12 protein-coding genes are annotated in these 19,312 nt (G+C 71.7%); 10 read left to right on the top strand and 2 right to left on the bottom strand.

The window, feature by feature from the left end; translation table 11 throughout:
• Position 1: 1 nt before the first annotated feature.
• The 6 genes from AB0L37_RS26790 (at position 2) to AB0L37_RS26765 (ending at position 8,896) form a co-directional block, all read left to right on the top strand.
• Positions 2–790, top strand: a complete 789-nt coding sequence (locus AB0L37_RS26790) for an SDR family NAD(P)-dependent oxidoreductase (protein ID WP_365510428.1) — start codon at positions 2–4, stop codon at positions 788–790.
• Positions 791–909: 119 nt separating this feature from the next.
• Entirely contained in the window at positions 910–2,031 is a 1,122-nt protein-coding gene (locus AB0L37_RS26785) for an LLM class flavin-dependent oxidoreductase (RefSeq protein ID WP_365510425.1), read from the top strand.
• 187 nt (positions 2,032–2,218) lie between these two features.
• Positions 2,219–3,958: a D-aminoacylase gene (locus AB0L37_RS26780; protein ID WP_365510422.1), complete on the top strand. Its 1,740-nt coding sequence runs from the start codon at positions 2,219–2,221 to the stop codon at positions 3,956–3,958.
• Entirely contained in the window at positions 3,955–5,418 is a 1,464-nt protein-coding gene (locus AB0L37_RS26775; RefSeq protein WP_365510419.1) for an aldehyde dehydrogenase family protein, read from the top strand. The genes AB0L37_RS26780 and AB0L37_RS26775 overlap by 4 nt, the downstream gene beginning before the upstream one ends.
• Positions 5,419–5,533: 115 nt before the next feature.
• Positions 5,534–7,108, top strand: a complete 1,575-nt coding sequence (locus tag AB0L37_RS26770; RefSeq protein WP_365510417.1) for a serine/threonine-protein kinase — start codon at positions 5,534–5,536, stop codon at positions 7,106–7,108.
• 249 nt (positions 7,109–7,357) lie between these two features.
• Positions 7,358–8,896 (top strand): APC family permease, encoded by a 1,539-nt coding sequence (locus AB0L37_RS26765; protein WP_365510414.1) that lies wholly within the window; start codon positions 7,358–7,360, stop codon positions 8,894–8,896.
• A gap of 18 nt (positions 8,897–8,914) precedes the next feature.
• Here AB0L37_RS26765 and AB0L37_RS26760 read toward each other — a convergent pair whose 3' ends face one another.
• On the bottom strand, positions 8,915–10,420 hold the full coding sequence (locus tag AB0L37_RS26760) for a CehA/McbA family metallohydrolase (RefSeq protein WP_365510412.1): 1,506 nt from the start codon (positions 10,418–10,420) through the stop codon (positions 8,915–8,917).
• Between the two features lie 85 nt (positions 10,421–10,505).
• Complete coding sequence (locus AB0L37_RS26755) at positions 10,506–10,853, bottom strand: hypothetical protein (protein ID WP_365510409.1); 348 nt, start codon at positions 10,851–10,853, stop codon at positions 10,506–10,508.
• Between the two features lie 94 nt (positions 10,854–10,947).
• Between AB0L37_RS26755 and AB0L37_RS26750 the strand changes: the two genes are divergently transcribed.
• The 4 genes from AB0L37_RS26750 to AB0L37_RS26735 all read left to right on the top strand — a co-directional run bounded on the left by AB0L37_RS26750 (position 10,948) and on the right by AB0L37_RS26735 (position 19,227).
• Positions 10,948–13,545: a bifunctional FO biosynthesis protein CofGH gene (locus AB0L37_RS26750; protein ID WP_365510406.1), complete on the top strand. Its 2,598-nt coding sequence runs from the start codon at positions 10,948–10,950 to the stop codon at positions 13,543–13,545.
• Positions 13,546–13,681: 136 nt separating this feature from the next.
• Positions 13,682–14,584, top strand: a complete 903-nt coding sequence (locus tag AB0L37_RS26745; RefSeq protein ID WP_365510403.1) for a haloalkane dehalogenase — start codon at positions 13,682–13,684, stop codon at positions 14,582–14,584.
• On the top strand, positions 14,581–15,462 hold the full coding sequence (locus AB0L37_RS26740) for a sigma-70 family RNA polymerase sigma factor (protein ID WP_365510401.1): 882 nt from the start codon (positions 14,581–14,583) through the stop codon (positions 15,460–15,462). The genes AB0L37_RS26745 and AB0L37_RS26740 overlap by 4 nt, the downstream gene beginning before the upstream one ends.
• A 60-nt stretch (positions 15,463–15,522) precedes the next feature.
• Positions 15,523–19,227: a tetratricopeptide repeat protein gene (locus tag AB0L37_RS26735; protein ID WP_365510398.1), complete on the top strand. Its 3,705-nt coding sequence runs from the start codon at positions 15,523–15,525 to the stop codon at positions 19,225–19,227.
• Positions 19,228–19,312: the final 85 nt, after the last annotated feature.

Genomic DNA, 19,312 nt, shown 5'->3' with positions numbered 1-19,312 from the left:
CATGGGCAAGCTTGATGGGCGCGTCGTCCTCGTCACCGGCGCGGCGCGCGGGCAGGGCGAGCAGGAGGCGCGGCTGTTCGCGGCGGAGGGCGCGCGGGTCGTCCTCGCCGACGTGCTCGACGACCAGGGCGAGGCCGTCGCCAAGGACATCGGGGCGGGCAGTGCCGTCTACGTCCACCTCGACGTGAGCCGGGAGGAGGAGTGGGGCGCCGCCGTGCGCGCCGCCAAGGACGCGTTCGGGAAGGTCGACGGGCTCGTCAACAACGCGGGGATCCTGCGGTTCAACGAACTCGTCTCGACGCCTCTCGACGAGTTCCAGCAGATCGTGCAGGTCAATCAGGTGGGCGCCTTTCTCGGGATCAAGACCGTCGCGCCCGAGATCGAGGCCGCGGGGGGCGGGTCCATCGTCAACACCGCCTCCTACACCGGGGTGACGGGGATGGCGTACGTGGGCGCGTACACCGCCACGAAGCACGCCATCGTGGGGCTGACGCGCGTCGCCGCCCTGGAGCTCGCGGGCAAGGGGATACGGGTGAACGCCGTGTGCCCCGGCGCCATCGACACCGCCATGAGCAACCCCGCCCAGCTCGACCCCGCCGCGAACACCGAGGAGGCCACCGAGGCGCTCGGGGAGCTGTACAGCAAGCTCGTGCCGCTCGGCCGGGTCGGCCGGCCGGAGGAGGTGGCGCGGCTCGCGCTGTTCCTCACGGCCGAGGGCGAGTCGTCGTACATCACCGGGCAGCCGTTCGTGATCGACGGGGGGTGGCTCGCCGGGGTGTCCGTGCTGTGACGGTCCCGGCGGTCATTGTCTGACGTTGCGTCAGGTATTGACGGCCCCCTGCTCCGATGGAACAGTCGACACATCCAATCTGACGGTTCGTCAGAAACTGACGAGGACGGTGAACCTCCTTGGAATTCGGGCTCTTTGTACAGGGATACGTGGGCAAGCAGGCGCTGACGGACCCCACCGCCGAGCACCGTGCGCTCATGAACGAGACCGAGTACGTCATCCAGGCGGACAAGTCCGGCTTCAAGTACGCCTGGGCGTCCGAGCACCACTTCCTGGAGGAGTACTCGCATCTGTCGGCCAACGATGTGTTCCTCGGCTACCTCGCGCATGCGACCGAGCGGATTCACCTGGGGTCCGGCATCTTCAATCCCCTCGCTCAGGTCAACCACCCGGTGAAGGTCGCCGAGAAGGTCGCCATGCTCGACCACCTCAGCGAGGGGCGGTTCGAGTTCGGCAGCGGGCGCGGCGCCGGGTCGCACGAGATCCTGGGGTTCATACCGGGCGTGACCGATATGAACTACACCAAGGAGATCTGGGAAGAGACCATCGCCGAGTTCCCGAAGATGTGGCTCCAGGACGAGTACGTCGGGTTCCAGGGCAAGCACTGGTCGCTGCCGCCGCGCAAGATCTTCCCCAAGCCGTACGGGAAGTCGCACCCCGCCATGTGGTACGCGGCCGGGTCCCCGCCCTCGTACGCCATGGCGGCCCGCAAGGGGCTCGGGGTGCTCGGGTTCTCCGTGCAGAAGGTCTCCGACATGGAGTGGGTCCTGGAGCAGTACAAGACCGCGATCCAGGACGCCGAGCCCATCGGTGACTTCGTCAACGACAACGTGATGGTGACGTCGACCGCCATTTGCGCGGAGACGCACGACAAGGCTGTCGAGATCGCCGTGAACGGGGGGCTGAACTACCTCCAGTCGCTGGTGTTCCGGTACCACGACACCTTCCCGCGGCCCGAGGGGATCCCCGAGTGGCCGGAGATCCTGCCCGAGTACTCGGCGGAGATCATCGAGCTGCTCATCGCCGAGGAGCTGATGATCTGCGGGGACCCGGACGAGGTGCTGCGGCAGTGCAAGCGGTGGGAGCAGGCGGGGGCCGATCAGCTGTCGTTCGGGCTGCCCATCGGGGTGTCGCACGAGGACACGTTGAATTCGATCCGGCTCATCGGGGAGCACGTGATTCCGAAGATCGATACGGATCCGGTCCACCGGACGACCCGGTTCAGGGCGGCCGGGGTGTGAGTCGCTGAGCTGCCCCGGCTCTCTCCTCTTCCCGGACCGGAGAGCCGGGGCCCCCTTTTGCTGGACGTCGCGGGGCTCTGCCCCGGACCCCGCTCCTCAATCGCCGGAGGGGCTTGATGGTGCCGGCCGGGCTTGATGGTGCCGGCGGGGCTTGATGGTGCTGGGCTTGATTGTGTTGGGAGTTGGCATGCTCGATCACCTCATCAAAGGGGCCACTGTCGTCGACGGGACCGGCGGGCCCGCCTACGTCGCCGATGTCGGGGTGCGCGACGGGCGGATCGCCGTCATCGCCGAGCCCGGCACCGTGTCCGAGTCCGCCCGGAGCAGTGAGGACGCCTCCGGGCTCGTGCTCGCGCCCGGGTTCGTCGATCCGCATACGCATTACGACGCCCAGTTGTTCTGGGACCCGTACGCAACGCCGTCCCTGAATCACGGGGTGACCACCGTCGCCGGCGGGAACTGCGGCTTCACGCTGGCACCGCTGAACCCCGAGCGGCCCGAGGACGCCGACTACACGCGGCGCATGATGTCCAAGGTCGAGGGGATGTCGCTGGTCGCCCTTGAGGAGGGTGCGCCCTGGACGTGGAACTCGTTCGGCGAGTACCTCGACGCGCTCGACGGGCGGATCGCGGTCAACGCCGGGTTCATGGTGGGGCATTGCGCGCTGCGGCGGTACGTGATGGGTCCGGATGCCGTGGGCGGGCAGCCGACGGCCGAGCAGATGGACGCCATGCTGGCGCTGTTCCACGAGGCCATGGACGCCGGGGCCTGGGGGCTCTCCACCACCCAGTCGTCCACGCACTCCGACGGGGACGGGAAGCCGGTCGCCTCGCGGCATGCGCTGCCCGCCGAACTCATCGCTCTCAGCAAGGCGGTCGGGGAGCACGAGGGGACGCAGATCGAGGCCATCGTCGCCGGGTGTCTCGACCAGTTCAGTGATGACGAGATCGATCTGTTCGTGGAGATGAGTGCCGCTGCCGGGCGGCCGCTCAACTGGAATGTGCTGACGATCGACGCCGCTGTGCCCGAGCGCGTGCCCCGCCAGCTCATGGCGAGCGAGCGGGCCCGGAAGTCCGGCGGGCGGATCGTCGCCCTGACGATGCCGATCCTGACCCCGATGAACATGTCCCTGGGGACGTTCTGCGCGCTCAATCTGATCCCCGGGTGGGGTGACGTGCTGGGGCTGCCGGTCGACGAGCGGATCGCCGAACTGCGTGACCCCGGCGTGCGCGCCGAGATGCTGCGGCGGGCCGACAGCAAGGAGGCCGGGGTCTTCCGGCGGCTCGCGAACTTCGGGCGGTACGTGATCGGGGACACGTACTCGGAGGCGAACGAAGGCCTGACCGGGCGGGTCGTGAAGGACATCGCCGCCGAGCGCGGGCAGGAGCCCTTCGAGTGCCTCGTCGAGATCTGCGCCAACGACCGCCTGCGGACGGTCCTTTGGCCGATGCCGACCGACAACGACCCGGACTCGTGGGCGCTGCGCGCCGAGACGTGGAGCCACGAGGACGTGATGCTGGGCGGGTCCGACGCCGGAGCGCACCTGGACCGGATGTGCGGGGCGCCGTACACGACACGGTTCCTCGGGGACTGTCTGCGCGGGCGGAAGCTGGTGGGCCTGGAGACCGCCGTGAAGATGCTCACCGACGATCCGGCCCGGCTGTTCGGGCTGCGGGAGCGGGGGCGGATCGAAGAAGGGTGGCACGCTGACCTCGTCCTCTTCGACCCCGAGGCCATCGACGCCGGCAAGGCCACCCTCGTCCACGATCTGCCGGGGGACTCGCCCCGGCTCGACTCGAAGGCCCTCGGCATCACGGCCGTGTGGGTCAACGGAGTCGAGGCGATACGCGGTGACGTCGTCAGCGGCGCCGTGCCCGGGAAGGTGCTCCGGTCGGGGCGGGACACGCGGACGGTGAGTACCAAGTGAGCGGTGTGGACGGGAAGTTGTTCGTCGGCGGGGAGTGGGTCGAGCCTGGCGGCGGGTGTTACGACGTCGTCGATCCCGCTCGGGAGGACGTCGTCGGGCGCGCTCCCGAAGCGTCCCGGCAGCAGGTGTACGACGCCGCGCGCGCCGCCCGTGACGCCTTCGGGCCGTGGTCCCGTACGGAACCCGGGGAGCGGGCCGCGATCCTCGACCGGGCCGCCGACATCATGCAGCGCGACTTCGCCGCGAACGCCGAGCTGGCGCAGGCCGAGAGCGGCGCGACCTCGGCGACCGCACGCGGGATGCAGGTGGCGGTGGGGGTGGCCCGGTTCCGGCGGTACGCGCAGGGGGCCCTGGAACCCGTCGAGCAGGGGCTGCCGCCGCAGATCAACGAGGCCGGGCCGATGGGGAGGGCGGGGGTGATGGGCGCGCTCGCCGTGCGCCAGCCCGTCGGCGTCGTCACCTGCATCACCTCGTACAACAACCCCTGGGCCAACCCGGCGGGCAAGGTCGCGCCCGCCCTCGCCATGGGCAACACCGTCGTCGTGAAGCCCGCGCCGCAGGACCCGCTGTCCGTGTACCGGATGGCGGCCGCGCTGGAGGAGGCGGGCGTGCCGCGCGGCGTGGTGAATGTCGTCAGCGGGACCGATGTGGGCGTAGGAGAAGCCGCCGTCGACTCGCCGGACGTCGACATGGTCAGCTTCACCGGGTCCACCGCCGTCGGACAGCGCATCGGCGAGGTCTGCGGGCGGTCCATGAAGCGGCAGCTGATGGAGCTGGGCGGCAAGGGCGCCGCGATCGTCTTCGGCGACGCCGACCTCGACTCGGCCGTCGCCGGGATCGGCACGACGTACGCCTTCTACAGCGGGCAGATCTGCACGGCGCCGACGCGGGCGCTCGTGCACCGGTCCGTGTACGACGCGTTCGTCGAGAAGCTCACCGGCTACATCGGGTTCATGAAGGTCGGTGATCCGCGTGAGCAGGGCACCGTCGTCGGGCCCGTCATCTCGGGCGCGCACCGTGAACGGGTCGAGTCGTACGTGGAGTTGGGGAAGAAGGAGGGTGCCACGGTCGTCGCCGGTGGCGAGCGGCCCGCGTACGAGAAGGGGTTCTACGTCGCGCCCACGCTCCTCGCCGACTGCACCAACGACATGCGGGTCGTGCGCGAGGAGATCTTCGGGCCCGTGGTGACGGTCGTCCCGTTCGACGGCGACGAGGACGAGGCGGTCGCGCTCGCCAACGACAGCGACTACGGGCTCATCGACTACGTGTGGTCGGGCGACGTGGCCCGCGCCTTCCGGGTCGCGCGGCGGCTGCGGGCCGGCGGGGTCGGCGTGAACACGATCGGCCGGAACATGGAGGCGCCGTTCGGCGGGTTCAAGAAGAGCGGGGTGGGGCGCGACGTCGGCTCGTACGCGCTGCACGCCTACAGCGAGTTGCAGTCGATCGTCTGGCCGGGGTGACACCTCGCGCGACCCGCGCGAACCCGTTGTTTCTGTGGTGCGTGCAGACAACTGGGCATGCCACTATGCCCAGTTGTACGGCCACGGCTGAGGCCGCAGGGACATCGGGGGTCGCATGGAAGCGCTGGACACGCAGGATCCGAGGACGGTCGGCACGTACCGGGTCCTCGGGCGGATCGGCGAGGGCGGGATGGGCCGCGTCTACCTGGCCCGCAACAGGGGCGGGCGGTCCGTCGCGCTGAAGTTCATCCACGCCGACATGGCGGCGGTGCCGGGCTTCCGCGAGCGGTTCCGGCGCGAGGTGGACGTCGTGCGGCGGGTGGCCGGCGCGGGCACCGTGCCCGTCGTCGACGCCGGTCTCGACGAGCAGCACCCCTGGTACGCCTCCGAGTACCTGCCGGGCCCCTCGCTCCAGGACGCCGTCGACCGGTTCGGGCCGCTGCCCGCCGACGCCCTGTGGCGGTTCGCCGCCGACCTCGCCGAGACGCTGCGGCACGTGCACGCGCAGAGCCTGGTGCACCGCGACCTCAAGCCGTCCAACGTGCTCCTGTCGACGGCCGGGCCGCGCCTCATCGACTTCGGGATCGTGCACGCGGCGCTCGACACCCAGCTCACGATGAGCGGGGCGCGGATCGGGACGCCCGCGTACATGGCGCCCGAGCAGGTGTACGGCGAGAAGGTCACGCCCGCGTCCGACGTCTACAGCTACGGCCTCACGCTCGCCTTCGCCGCCACCGGGGCGCAGCCGCGCCGGGGCAGCGTGGCGCGTGAACTGCCGGGCATGGACGCCGAGTTCGCGGCGCTCATCCACGACTGCCTCGCCGAGGAGCCGGGTGACCGGCCGCCGATCGGGGAGCCGGCCGCGCGGGCCCGGGCCAGGGACACGACGGGGGACACGTGGCTGCCCGCGCCGGTCGCGTCGCTGATCGCCCGCACCTCGGAGCAGCTGCTCAACCTGGAGGCGCAGGCGGAGGGGCCGGGACATACGGAGGCGGACGCGGGGGCCGGTGCGGGGCCGGGCGCCGCCTCGGGCCTGCACGGGGCCGCGACGCAGGGGCCCGGAGCGGCGCAGGCCGGGCCGTCCGCGCCGCACACGCCGCCGCCGGCGGGCGGGTTCTTCGGCGGGTTCCACGGGGCCGCGACGCAGGGGCCCGCCACGCCACCGCCGTCGTCGCCGCCGTACGGGGCGACGCCTCCGTACTCGTACGGGACGCCGACCGGGGCGCCTCGGTACGGGTATCCGCAGCGGTCCACGCCCGCGCCCGCGCCCCCGCGCGCGTCGGCGGTCGCGGGCTTCGAGGGCAGCGGCGGGCTGCTGGGGCGGCCGCTGTTCGGGCTGCTGTGGCTGCTGCCGATGGCGCTGTGCACGTATCTGCTGGTCTTCGCGGACCCGGGCTTCTTCGGTGTGCTGCGCGCCCTCGCCGTGCCGGTCCTGCTCGCGCTCGGCATCGGGCTCATGACCGGGCGCCTGGGCGACGGCGCCGCGCTCGGGTTCTGGCTCGGGCTGAGTGCGCTGACGGTGCAGACGTGGTGGGCGGTGAGCCAGTTCGACCCGAACATGGACCCGGACGCGACCGGCTTCCAGAAGCTCGTCGGCGGGCTGAACGAGCTGCTGATCATCTTCCCGGCGCTCGGCTCCCTCGTCTGCGTCTACATCGTGCCCGCGGCGATCGGCCGTTACCGCCGGTGACCGTTCGGTCATGGCGTGACCGAACCCTCACGGGAAAATTTTGAAACGGGACAGAACGGACCCTGCTTCGATTACCGAATATCGGACACCGGCCGCCCCGCCTTGCAATGAATGGCGATCTCCTGTCATCGTCATGGCAAGTGCGGGGCGGCTGTCCGAATTGCCCATCGATCCTCAGCCCTTGCGGGTCGGTGGATGTCGTGACGAATCACGCCAGATGTGGAAACCGCAGGATTTAACGTCCTGTTCATGACTCAGTTGGACGTGCGCCCCGGGACCGGCGCGAGCAGCGGCAAGGGCAAGGGCCTCGGCGGGAACTCCGTCGGGCTGCTCGGCAGTGCCGTCATCGGCGTCTCCACGGTGGCGCCCGTCTACTGCCTGACCTCGACGCTCGGCTCCACGGCCGGTGAGGTCGGCCTCCAGATGCCCGCCGTGTTCCTGGCCGGCTTCCTGCCGATGCTCCTCGTCGCCTTCGCGTACCGGGAGCTCAACAAGGTCATGCCGGACTGCGGCACGTCCTTCACGTGGACGGTGAAGGCGTTCGGGCCGCGGATCGGCTGGATGTGCGGCTGGGGCCTGGTGATCGCGACGATCATCGTCCTGTCGAACCTGGCCGGGGTCGCGACCTCGTACTTCTGGCTGCTCGCGGGCGAGATCACGAACAGCGCGGCGGTGGCGGACCTGGACGGGAACAAGGCCGTCCACATCGTCACGTGCCTGGTCCTGATCGCCGCCGCGACGGCGATCAGCTATCGCGGGATGACCGCGACGAAGGGCGTGCAGTACACGCTGGTCGGGCTCCAGCTGGTGGTGCTCGCCGTCTTCGTCGCGCTGGCCGTGGCCAAGGCGGGCGACGCGGACTTCGCGGCCACGTCGGTGGACTTCTCCTGGTCGTGGCTGAACCCGTTCGCCGTGCAGTCCTTCGGCGCGTTCACCGCGGGACTCTCCCTGTCGATCTTCATGTACTGGGGCTGGGACACCTGCCTCACCGCGAACGAGGAGACCATCGGCAGCGAGAAGACGCCGGGGCGCGCCGCGCTGATCGCGATGGTCGTGCTGGTCGGCTCCTACCTGGCGACCGGTGTGGCCGCGCAGATGATCGTCGGCTCGGGCGAGAAGGGCCTCGGCCTCGCGAACCCGGAGACCTCCGACAACGTCTTCGCCGCGCTCGCGGGCCCCGTGATGGGCCCCACCCTCGGCATCGCCCTGTTCGTCGCGGTCCTCGCCTCGGCCGCGGCCAGCCTCCAGACGACCTTCATCCCCGTCGCCCGCACGGTCCTCGCCATGTCGACGTACGAGGCGCTCCCGGCGTCGTACGCCCGCGTCCACCCGCGCTTCAGGACGCCCGGCCGGGCGACGGTCACGGCGGGCGTGGCGACCGCCGTCTTCTACACGGTCATGACGCTGGTCTCCGAGCACGTCCTCGTCGACACGATCGCGCTCGGCCTCATGATCTGCTTCTACTACGCGCTCACGGCCTTCGCCTGCGCCTGGTACTTCAAGAACGAACTCTTCGGCTCCGTACGGGACTTCGCCTTCAAGGGGCTCTTCCCGGTCCTCGGCGGTGTGCTTCTGTCCGCCGTCTTCGCCAAGACCCTGATCGACATGTGGAACCCGGCGTACGGCAGCGGCTCCTCCGTCCTCGGGGTCGGCTCGGTGTTCGTGATCGGCGTCGGCCTGCTGCTCGTCGGCTTCGTGATCATGCTGGTGATGGGGCGGCGCAGCCCGGCGTTCTTCCGGGGCGAGGTGCTGAACCGGGACTCGGCGGTGCTTGTGGTCGCCGAGTAGGGCCGCGCCGCCCCCGCCTCACGCCCCCAGGAAGACCGGGTTCGTGAACGCCGCCAGGGCGCCCGGCAGGCCGGGCACCGTCGGGGCGTGCCGGACCTCGGCGCGGACGTACGCAGCGTAGGACGCCGTCGTGCGCCAGGTCGCGGTGGGCTCGGACGTCGTGAACAGGGTGCCCTGGTCCGTGACGATGTGGAGCGTGCAGCCGGGGGCGCCCGACACCTCCAGTCGTACGGTGACGGGCGCGTCGGGGTCGACGGCGAGACGTTCGCCGAGGCCCGCGACCTCGCCCTTGCCGCCGGTCGCGGTGAAGGAGACCTGGACGTCCTTGTTCTCCGCGACGTACGAGCGGCCCGCCTTGATGCCCTCCTGGATCGCGGTCCGGGTCAGGTCGTCGGCGAGGACGACGGTCTGGGGGCCGCCGATCCGGTCCGGGTCGCGGTGGGCGTCGCTGTTGCCCATCGCGGGCAGCCAGCCGCGGCGGCGCCCTGAACGGGCGTACGCCACCAGGGTGTTGTCCCAGTCGGCCAGGGAGATCTCGTCGTCCGGGGTGTACGGGCCGTTCCACACCTCCACCGCGTCCGCCTCGCCGAAGCCGAACTTCCAGCCGCAGCCGATGCAGGTCGCGTGCGGGTGGGCGGGGACGACGAGGCCGCCGGCGCGGCGGATCCGGTCGGCGTACTTCGCCCAGCGGTTGTCGCGGGCCCGGTAGCGCCAGTCGACGAAGGTGCCGGGGTCGGTGCCGAGGGCGACGACGTGGCCGTTGCGGGTCGTGACCTCCTCGCCGAGCATGACGAGCAGGTCGTCGCCGGCCACGTCCGCCCAATGGGCCTGCGCCGCATGGGTGTTGTGGTCGGACGTATTGATGAAGTCCAGGCCCGCCGCCCGCGCGAGCGCGCCGATCTCGGCCGGGGTGCGGCGCCCGTCCGAGTACCAGGAGTGCAGGTGGCAGTCGCCCCGGTACCAGGCGCGGCCCCGGCCGCGGGCCCGCTCCGGCGGGTAGCTCGGCCGGGGCGTCTCGCCGGTGGGACCGTGGGTGAGCGTCACCGTCACCTCGTACGGCAGGCCCTCGGGCGCCACCGTGTACGGGCCGAGCGCGATGTGCCAGGTGCCGGCGCGGACCGGGCCCGGGATGTAGCCGGGTGTCGCGTCGTCGGCGCGGACGAAGAACTCGGTGCGGGCGCCGCCGGACCAGCCGCGGAAGCCCTGCCCGCCGAGCTCCGTGCCGCGCTCGTCGAAGATGCCGATGTCGAGCGCGTTGTTCTGGGTGCCGGCCGGGACGGTGGCCTTCGCGTACGTGTAGGCGACCTTGATCTCCCGTACCCCGCGCGGCACTTCGACCGGCAGGTACACGAAGTCGGGCGCGCCCGGCGGCAGGGTGCCCTTGAGTGTCTTGGTGGACTGCGAGCCGTCGGCGGCGCTGGCGAAGCTCATGGTGGTGAGCGTAAGCGCGGCCGCCGTGCCGGTCACGAGCAGCGCGCGTCTGCCGATGCCGGATTCGTCTCCGTGGATCTCGTCGGTGCACATGTCGCGGCTCCCCAGGGTCGGATGTGACGTGGGTGACCCTGGCATTGAGCCGTGAACTCCCGCCCAAGGGAAGGGGATCGGCGGATTACGGCCGGCGGCGCCTGCGGAACAGGCCGGCGACGATCAGCACGACGACCACGATGACGACGATGAGGATCCAGCCGAGCGCCCCCAGCGAGCCGCTCTTCTTCTTGGACTTCTTGGACTTCTTGGAGATCTTCGAGTTCTTGGAGTTCTTCGACGGCTTGGCCTTGGTGACGCTGGACGACTTCTTCTTGGGCGGCTTCTTGGACGCCGGGGCCGCCGCGACGGACACCGACGCGTGCGTGCCCGCCGGTGTGGACGCCGATGCCGTCGTTGTCGCCTGTACGCCGCCCAGGAGCAGGCCCCCGAGCAACAGCGGCACGGTCATGGGACGCGTGCGAAGAAACATGACAAACCCCCCGTTGGTCACGACCCGGCGAGACTAGTACCGCCGGGCGGCTCCCGGAAGCCCCGCCGGTGAGATCCGCTCGTATGCTCGGTTCATGAGTGATCCCGACGCCGTACAGCAGAGTCAGCCCACCGCCAACGCGATGCGCCGCGCGCTCAAACGGGCCAGGGACGGTGTCGCGCTCGACGTCACCGAGGCCGCCGTGCTGCTCCAGGCGCGCGGGACCGACCTGGACGACCTCACCGCGTCGGCCGCCCGGGTGCGCGACGCGGGCCTGGAGGCGGCGGGCCGCCCTGGCGTGATCACGTACAGCAAGAGCGTGTTCATCCCGCTCACCCGGCTGTGCCGCGACAAGTGCCACTACTGCACGTTCGTGACGGTCCCCGGCAAGCTGCGCCGGGACGGGCACGGGATGTTCATGTCGCCGGACGAGGTGCTGGACGTCGCTCGCCGCGGCGCCGAACTCGGCTGCAAGGAAGCTCTGATCACGCTCGGCGACAAGCCCGAGGACCGGTGGCCGGAGGCGCGCGAGTGGCTGGACGCGCACGGCTACGACGACACGATCGCGTACGTGCGGGCCATATCGATCCGGATCCTGGAGGAGACGGGCCTGCTGCCGCACCTCAACCCGGGCGTCCTGTCCTGGACCGACTTCCAGCGGCTGAAGCCGGTCGCGCCGTCGATGGGCATGATGCTGGAGACGACCGCCGAGCGGCTCTGGTCCGAGCCGGGCATGCCGCACCACGGCTCGCCGGACAAGGAACCGGCCGTGCGGGTACGGGTGCTGGAGGACGCGGGCCGCTCGTCGGTGCCGTTCACCAGCGGGCTGCTCATCGGGATCGGCGAGACGTACGAGGAGCGCGCCGAGTCGCTGTTCGCGCTGCGCCGCGTCGCGCGCTCGTACCACGGCATCCAGGAGCTGATCATCCAGAACTTCCGCGCGAAGCCGGACACGGCGATGCGCGGGATGCCGGACGCCGAGCTCGACGACCTCATCGCGACGGTCGCCGTCGCCCGGCACATCATGGGCCCCTCCGGGAACCTCCAGGCGCCGCCGAACCTCGTCGACGGTGAGTACGCGCGCCTCATCGGCGCGGGCATCGACGACTGGGGCGGCGTCTCCCCGGTGACGATCGACCACGTCAACCCCGAGAAGCCGTGGCCCAAGCTGGAGGAGCTGGCCGAGCGGTCGGCGGCCGTCGGCTTCGAGCTGCGGGAACGGCTGTGCGTGTACCCGGAGTTCGTGACGCGCGGCGAACCGTGGCTCGACCCGCGCCTCCTCCCGCACGTGCGGGCGCTCGCCGACCCGGGCACCGGGCTCGCGGTCGCCGGCGCGCCGGTCGTCGGACGGCCCTGGCAGGAGCCGGACGAGGGGTACGTCGCCTCGGCGTCGGGCCGCACCGATCTGCACCGCACGATCGACACCGAGGGCCGTACGTCGGACCGCCGTGACGACTTCGACGAGGTGTACGGCGACTGGGAGGCACTGCGCGAGCAGGCGGCGCCCGGCATGGTGCCCTCCCGGATCGACAGCGACGTACGCGCCGCTCTGAAGCAGGCCGCCGACGACCCGACGAAGCTGACGGACGACGAGGCGCTCGCCCTCCTGCACGCCGACGGCCCGGCGCTCGACGCGCTGTGCGGCATCGCCGACGACATCCGCAAGTCCGTGGTCGGCGACGACGTCACGTACATCGTCACCAGGAACATCAACTTCACGAACGTCTGCTACACCGGCTGCCGCTTCTGCGCCTTCGCGCAGCGCCGCACGGACGCCGACGCGTACACCCTGTCGCTCGACCAGGTCGCGGACCGGGCCCAACAGGCCTGGGACGTCGGGGCGGTCGAGGTCTGCATGCAGGGCGGCATCCACCCGGACCTGCCCGGCACCGCCTACTTCGACATCGCGAAGGCGGTCAAGGCGCGCGTCCCCGGGATGCACGTCCACGCGTTCTCGCCGATGGAGGTCGTCAACGGCGCGACCCGCACCGGCATGTCCATCCGCGAGTGGCTGACCGCCGCCAAGGAGGCGGGCCTCGACTCGATCCCCGGCACGGCAGCCGAGATCCTCGACGACGAGGTCCGCTGGGTCCTCACCAAGGGCAAGCTGCCGACGGCGACCTGGATCGAGGTGATCAAGACCGCGCACGAGCTCGGCATCCGCTCGTCCTCGACGATGATGTACGGGCATGTGGACCAGCCGCGCCACTGGCTCGGCCACTTCCGCACGCTCGCCGCGATCCAGCAGGAGACGGGCGGCTTCACGGAGTTCGTGACGCTCCCCTTCATCCACACGAACGCGCCGGTGTACCTCGCCGGAATCGCGCGCCCCGGGCCGACCTCCCGTGACAACAGGGCAGTTACCGCCATGGCGCGTGTCCTCCTCCACCCGCACATCCCCAACATCCAGACCAGCTGGGTGAAGCTCGGCACGGAGGGCGCCGCCGACATGCTGCGTTCCGGCGCGAACGACCTGGGCGGCACGCTCATGGAGGAGACGATCTCGCGGATGGCCGGGTCGTCGTACGGCTCGTACAAGTCGGTGAAGGACCTCATCGCGGTCGCCGACGCGGCGGGCCGTCCCGCGAAGCCGCGCACGACGCTCTACGGGGAGGTCCCCGAGGAGCGGGTACGCGCGGCGGAGGCATCGGACGGCCATCTGCCGGAGCTGCTGCCGGTCCTCGGGGACTGACCGCCGCCCGCGCCGGAGAAAGTCTCCGGTCGGCTGTCACGGACGGGGGGCCGGCTGTGTCCAACCCGGGTGAAGGCGCCGCAGGGCGCCCGCACCCGGATCGCACGGACCAGCCGGCCCACCGAAAGGCACGCACATGTCGACCAGTACGAGCACCAGCACCCGCACCGTCCCCGTCCTCGACTCCTTCATGGCATACGTGGACGAGGCGGCGGGGAGCGCGAGCGGCGGCCCCGTCGTCGTCTTCCTGCACGGCAACCCCACCTCCTCCCACCTGTGGCGCAACGTCACCCCGCACGTCGCCGGGCAGGCGGCCCGCGTCCTCGTCCCCGACCTCATCGGCATGGGCGCCTCCGGCAAGCCCGACATCGGCTACCGGTTCGCCGACCACGCCCGCTATCTGGAGGCCTGGCTCGACGCGGCCGGGGTCGACGATGCCGTGTTCGTCGGGCACGACTGGGGCGGCGCCCTCGCCATGGACTTCGCGGCGCGCCACCCGGGACGGGTACGCGGCCTCGCCCTCGTCGAGACGTTCCTGCGTCCGCTGGCGTGGGCCGAACTCCCGCCGCTGGGACAGGAGTTGTTCCGCGACTTCCGCACCCCCGGCAAGGGTGAGGAGATGATCCTGCGGGACAACATGTTCATCGAGTTCAACCTCCCGCACGGCATCGACCGCCTCTCCGCCGAGGACCACGACGTGTACCGCGCCCCGTATCCGACCGAGGCCTCCCGCAAGCCGCTCCTCGTGTGGCCGCGCGAGATCCCGTTCGACGGCGAGCCCGCCGACGTGCACGCGCGCATGGTGGCGTACGGGGACTGGCTGGGGTCGGCGGAGTCGGCCGGGGTGCCGAAGCTCGTCATGCACGCCGAGAACGGGTTCGGGATGGGCTCGTCGGAGGCCATGGAGTGGGTCCGCGCGACGTTCACGAACGCCGAGACCGTGAACATCGGTGTCGCGGGACACCACGCCCCCGAGGACCAGCCGGACGCCATCGGCGCGGCCGTGTCCGACTGGCTGGCGCGGACAATGGCGTCATGAGCAACGGGACGCCGCAAGTGAACGACCCCGAACTCCTCGCCCAGGAGCGGGAGTTGGTGCGCCGGGCCGTCGACGGCGACAAGACCGCCCTGGAAGATGTCGTACGGCGCCTCCAGGACCCCCTGTACCGCCTCGCCCTGCGCATGACGTGGCGGCCCGCCGACGCCGAGGACGCCGCGCAGGAGATCCTCATCCGCGTCGTGACCCGGCTCGCCACCTGGCGGGCCGAGGCGCGGCTGCTGACCTGGGCCTACCGCGTCGGCGTCAACTACCTCCTCAACCTCAAGCGGCGCACCCCGCAGGAGGCGGCGGGCCTGAGCCTCGACGCGTTCGGCGAGGACCTCGTGGTCGGGCTCGCGGCCCAGGACTACGCGGGCCCGGACGCCGAACTCCTCGCCCGCGAGGTGCGGTTGACGTGCACGCAGGCGATGCTCCAGTGCCTGGGCCGCGACGAGCGCGTCGCCTTCGTCCTCGGGGAGGTCTTCGACCTGCCGTCGGCGGACGCCGCCTGGGTCCTCGACATCTCACCGGCCGCCTACCGCAAGCGGCGTGAGCGCGCCCGTACGCGGATGCGCTCCTTCATGGACGCCACGTGCGGCCTCGCCAATCCGAAGGCGCCGTGCCGCTGCGAGCGCCGGGTCACCACGGCGGTCGCGGCGGGCCGCGTCGACCCGCGCCGCCCCGCCCTCGCCACCCACCCGGTCACCCCGGGCGGCCGCGACCTGTCCCGGGCGTCGGCCCAGATGGGCCTGCTCCACGACGCGGCGACCGTGCTCCGCTCGCACCCGGACTACGCGGCACCCCGGGCCAGGACGGAGGCGGTCCTCGCGCTGCTCGACTCGGGGAGGTTCCCGTTGCTGACGGAGCCGGGGGAGTAGTCCGCCGCGGCGGAGCCCTGGAACACTGGCCGGGAGGTCAGGGTGACTGAAGGGGGCGCGGTGGCTGAGGCCGAACCGACGATGCAGGAGCTGATCCGACGGCGCCGCAGGGCCGGGTTCATCGCCAGGCGGGACGAACTGGCCGCGTTCCGGGCGAACTTCGAGGTGTCGCCGGGGGACGAGCGGCACCGGTTCCTGTTCCACGTGCACGGGCTCGCCGGGGTCGGCAAGACGTCGCTGCTCAAGGAAATGGCCGATGTGGCACGGGAGTTCCGTGCGGTGACGGCCACCGTGGACGAGGCGGTCGGCAGCGTGCCCGAGGTCATGGCCGAGGTGTGCGCCCAGTTCGCCCGGAGCGGGCACCGGCTCAAGGAACTGGAGCGCCGGCTCGCCGTGCACCGGGAGCGGCGGCACGAGGCGGAGGCGGCAGTGCCCGCCGCGGCGCAGGACGGCCCGCCGACCCCCTCGGCGGCGAGCTCGGCGATGGTCAGGGCCGGGCTCGCCGGCGTCGGGCTCATCCCCGGGATGGGGCCCTTCGCGGGTGCCGCCGACTCCGCCCAACTCGCGCTGGGCGCCGACCGGTTGAGAGCGGCGCTGAGCGCGCGGCTGAGCAGCCAGGACGACGTACAGCTCGTCATGTCACCGGAAAAGGTGCTGACGCCGATCCTGTTGCGTGAGCTGAACGACGTCGCGGCCGCCGTGCCCTGGGTCGTGCTCTTCTTCGACACGTACGAGAGGACGGGCCCCTTCCTCGACGCGTGGCTGCACGACCTGATGACCACCGGGCGGCACGGCACGCTACCCGCCAACGTGGTGGTCGTCACCGCGGGGCAGCGCCCCCTGGACATGGCGCGGTGGGGTGCGGACGCGGCCGTCCTGGAGACCATGCCGCTCGACCCGTTCACCGAGGAGGAGGCGCGGGGACTGCTCGCCGCCAAGGGCATTTCCGACGAGCAGCTCGTGGCGAAGATCCTCAACGTCACCGGCTGTCTTCCCGTACTGGTGTCCATGCTGGCCAACGGCCGTCCGACCAGCATCGAGGACATCGGTGAGCCCAGCACCGCCGCGGTCACCCTGTTCCTGAAGTGGGAGCGCGAGGACCGCCGCGACGTGGCCCTCGCCTGCGCGCTGCCCCGCCGCCTGGACGCGGACGTCTTCCGTGCCGCGGTGGACGGTACGGACGAGGAGGCGGACGCGCTGCACGAGTGGCTGCGCGGGCTCGCCTTCGTCGGTGACCGGGCGGGCCGGGTGCAGTACCACCCGGTGGTGCGCAGGCAGATGCTGTGCCTGCAACGGCAGCGTTCGCCCCGCGAGTGGTCCCAGCGGCACGGGCGGCTCGCCGAGGCGTTCGAGGCGTGGCGGACCGAGGCCGGGGCGCCCCTGACGGCCTGGGAGCGGTGGCGCGACCAGCGCTGGCGTGAACTGCGCGTCTCCGAGACCTACCACCGGCTGTGCGCCGACCCGAAGACGGCCCTGGGACCGGTCCTGCGGCTGACCGTCGACGTCCTCGACGACGGGCGGTCGGTCGACATCAGGAACTGGGCGCAGATGCTGGTGGAGGCCGGCGAGGACGCGGCGGCCGAGGAGGCCGTCGGCCGGTGGGGGCACGATCTGCTGGCGGCCCTCGACGAGGGCGGCGTCCTCGCGGCCCTCGATCTGCTGCTCGACCGGGCCGGCTTCGACGGGCCGACCCGCGGCCTGGTGCGCGGGCTCAGAGCGCGTGAACTGCGCGTGGCCGGTGAGTACGAGAAGGCGGTCGCCGAGTACGGCCGGGCCGCCGAGCTGGACCCCGAGTTGCAGCGGGCGTACTACGGACGCGGTTACACCCGGCTCATCCAGGCCCGCGACCGGGAGGCCCTGGCGGACCTCGACCGGGCCCTCGAACTCGATCCGGACGACGTGGACTCCTTGATCCAGCGCGCCGAGGCCGTCTGGTTCCTCGGGGAGACCGCCGCGGCGCTCCGGGGCGTGGAGGACGCACTGCACCGTGAGCCGTCCAACTCCGAAGCCCTCGCGCTCCAGGGGGTGCTGCTGTACGAGCTGGGCAGGCCCGAGGAGGCCCTGGACGCGCTCGACCGCTCGGCCGCGGGGGACGGCGTCCTCGCGAAGGCGCTGAAGGACCGCGAGCGCGTACACCGCCAGCTCGGCAAGGACTCGGACGGCCGGCCCGGGCCCGACGAGGGCATCGACCTGGCGCCGTACACCGGATGGCTGGCGCGGCAGCGGGTCCGTCAGCTGGACGACGACGGCCGCTACGCCGAAGCGGTCGTCGAGTGCGACCGGGGGCTGCGGCTCGGCGGCCCCGACCCCGTCATGTACTGGCACCGGGGTGTCGCGCACCGTGCGCTCGACCGGGCCGATCAGGCGCTCGGTGACTTCGCCCGCGCGCTCGCCGTCGATCCGGACTTCTGGCCCGCGCGGACCGACCGCGCTCGGCTGCTCGCCGGACAAGGAGCGCGGGACGAGGCGCTCGCCGACCTGGACGACGCCATGGCGGACCGGACGGCTCAGGTCTGGTACCCGGCCACGAAGGGCGATCTCCTGTACGGGGCACGGCGCTTCGAGGAAGCGCTCGCCGCCTATGAGCTTGCGCTGGAGATCGACGACCGGCAGGGGAGCGTCCACGGAATGCGCGGCGTCTGTCTGCGCGAACTGGGCCGGGACGACGAGGCGTTGGCGGCCGCGGGACGGGCGGTCGAGCTGGAGCCTTCGGACGCCTGGGCGCTGGTGCAGCGCGCCGAGATCCTGGGCCACCTGGGAGAGCACGAGCGGGCGATGGCGGACCTGGACCGCGCGGTGGATCTCGCGCCAGCGGACGCCTGGGTCCGGTACGAGCGCGGCGAGGCCCACCGCCTCGCCCGCCGCTACGAGGAGGCCCTGCACGACCTCGACCAGGCACTGGCGCTGGACCCGGACAACGGTTCGGCGCACGGTTCCCGGGGCGCCGTGCTCTACCGCCTCGATCGGGACGAGGAGGCGCTTGCCGCCTTCGACCGGGCTCTGGAACTCGACCCCGAATACGCCTGGGCGTGGGGGTGCCGGGCGGAGGTGAACTGCTATCTCGGCCGGCTGGAGCAGGCCGTGTCGGACGTGGAGCGCGCGGTCCGGCTGGCACCGCCTTCCTCCTCCTGGACACTCGGCAGGCACGCCAGGGTCATGCTGGCGGTGGGCCGCCTGGACCGGGCGCTGGACGATCTGCGGCGCTACGAGGAGGCGGGCGGCGAGCGCGACTGGGCCCGCAGGACGAGGGCCGCCGTGCGTTTGTACCGCGGCGAGCACGAGACGGTGCTTGCGGACCCGGGCGCGGGCCCGGGCGCGGGGGACCAGACGGACTTCGAGATGCTGCGGCTGTGGATGGTCGCGCTGCGCAGGGCCGGGCGGATGCCCGAGGCGGCGGCGGTCTGCGAGCGGCTGTGTGAACTCGACGCCGACGAAGGGGCGTTCGAGCAGGCGATGACGACGACCTGCCTGCGGGGAGCCGTCGCCGCGCGTCCTCTGTGGCAGGCGGTGCTGCGGAAAGGGGACGGCACGGGCGAGCCCGAGGGCTGTGCCGTCGCCGCGGCGGGCCTCGCCGAGTGGTCCCTCCTCGACGCCCACCTCACCGCGGCGCTGGCCGGACCCGCGAACTGGGATGGTCTCGAGGAGTTCGCGCACTATCTGCGCCTCCTGGCCACCTGCCAGGGCGTCGACGCCGCCCGGCTCGCTCCGCGCATCGCCCGGGTGGAGCGGGCGCGGGACGAGATCGGGGAGCGGTTCGCGGTGTAGCGGCCCCGCTTCGGCGTCACGCCAGCAACCCCGCCTTGAGCGCGCGCAGTTCGGCAGGGGACAGCCCCAGCCCCTGCTTCTCGTA

The organism is Streptomyces sp. NPDC052225, from assembly GCF_040679615.1.
Taxonomy (GTDB): domain Bacteria; phylum Actinomycetota; class Actinomycetes; order Streptomycetales; family Streptomycetaceae; genus Streptomyces.
Note: the sequence above shows the minus strand (reverse complement) of the source record. Positions and strands in the feature narration are given on the sequence as shown.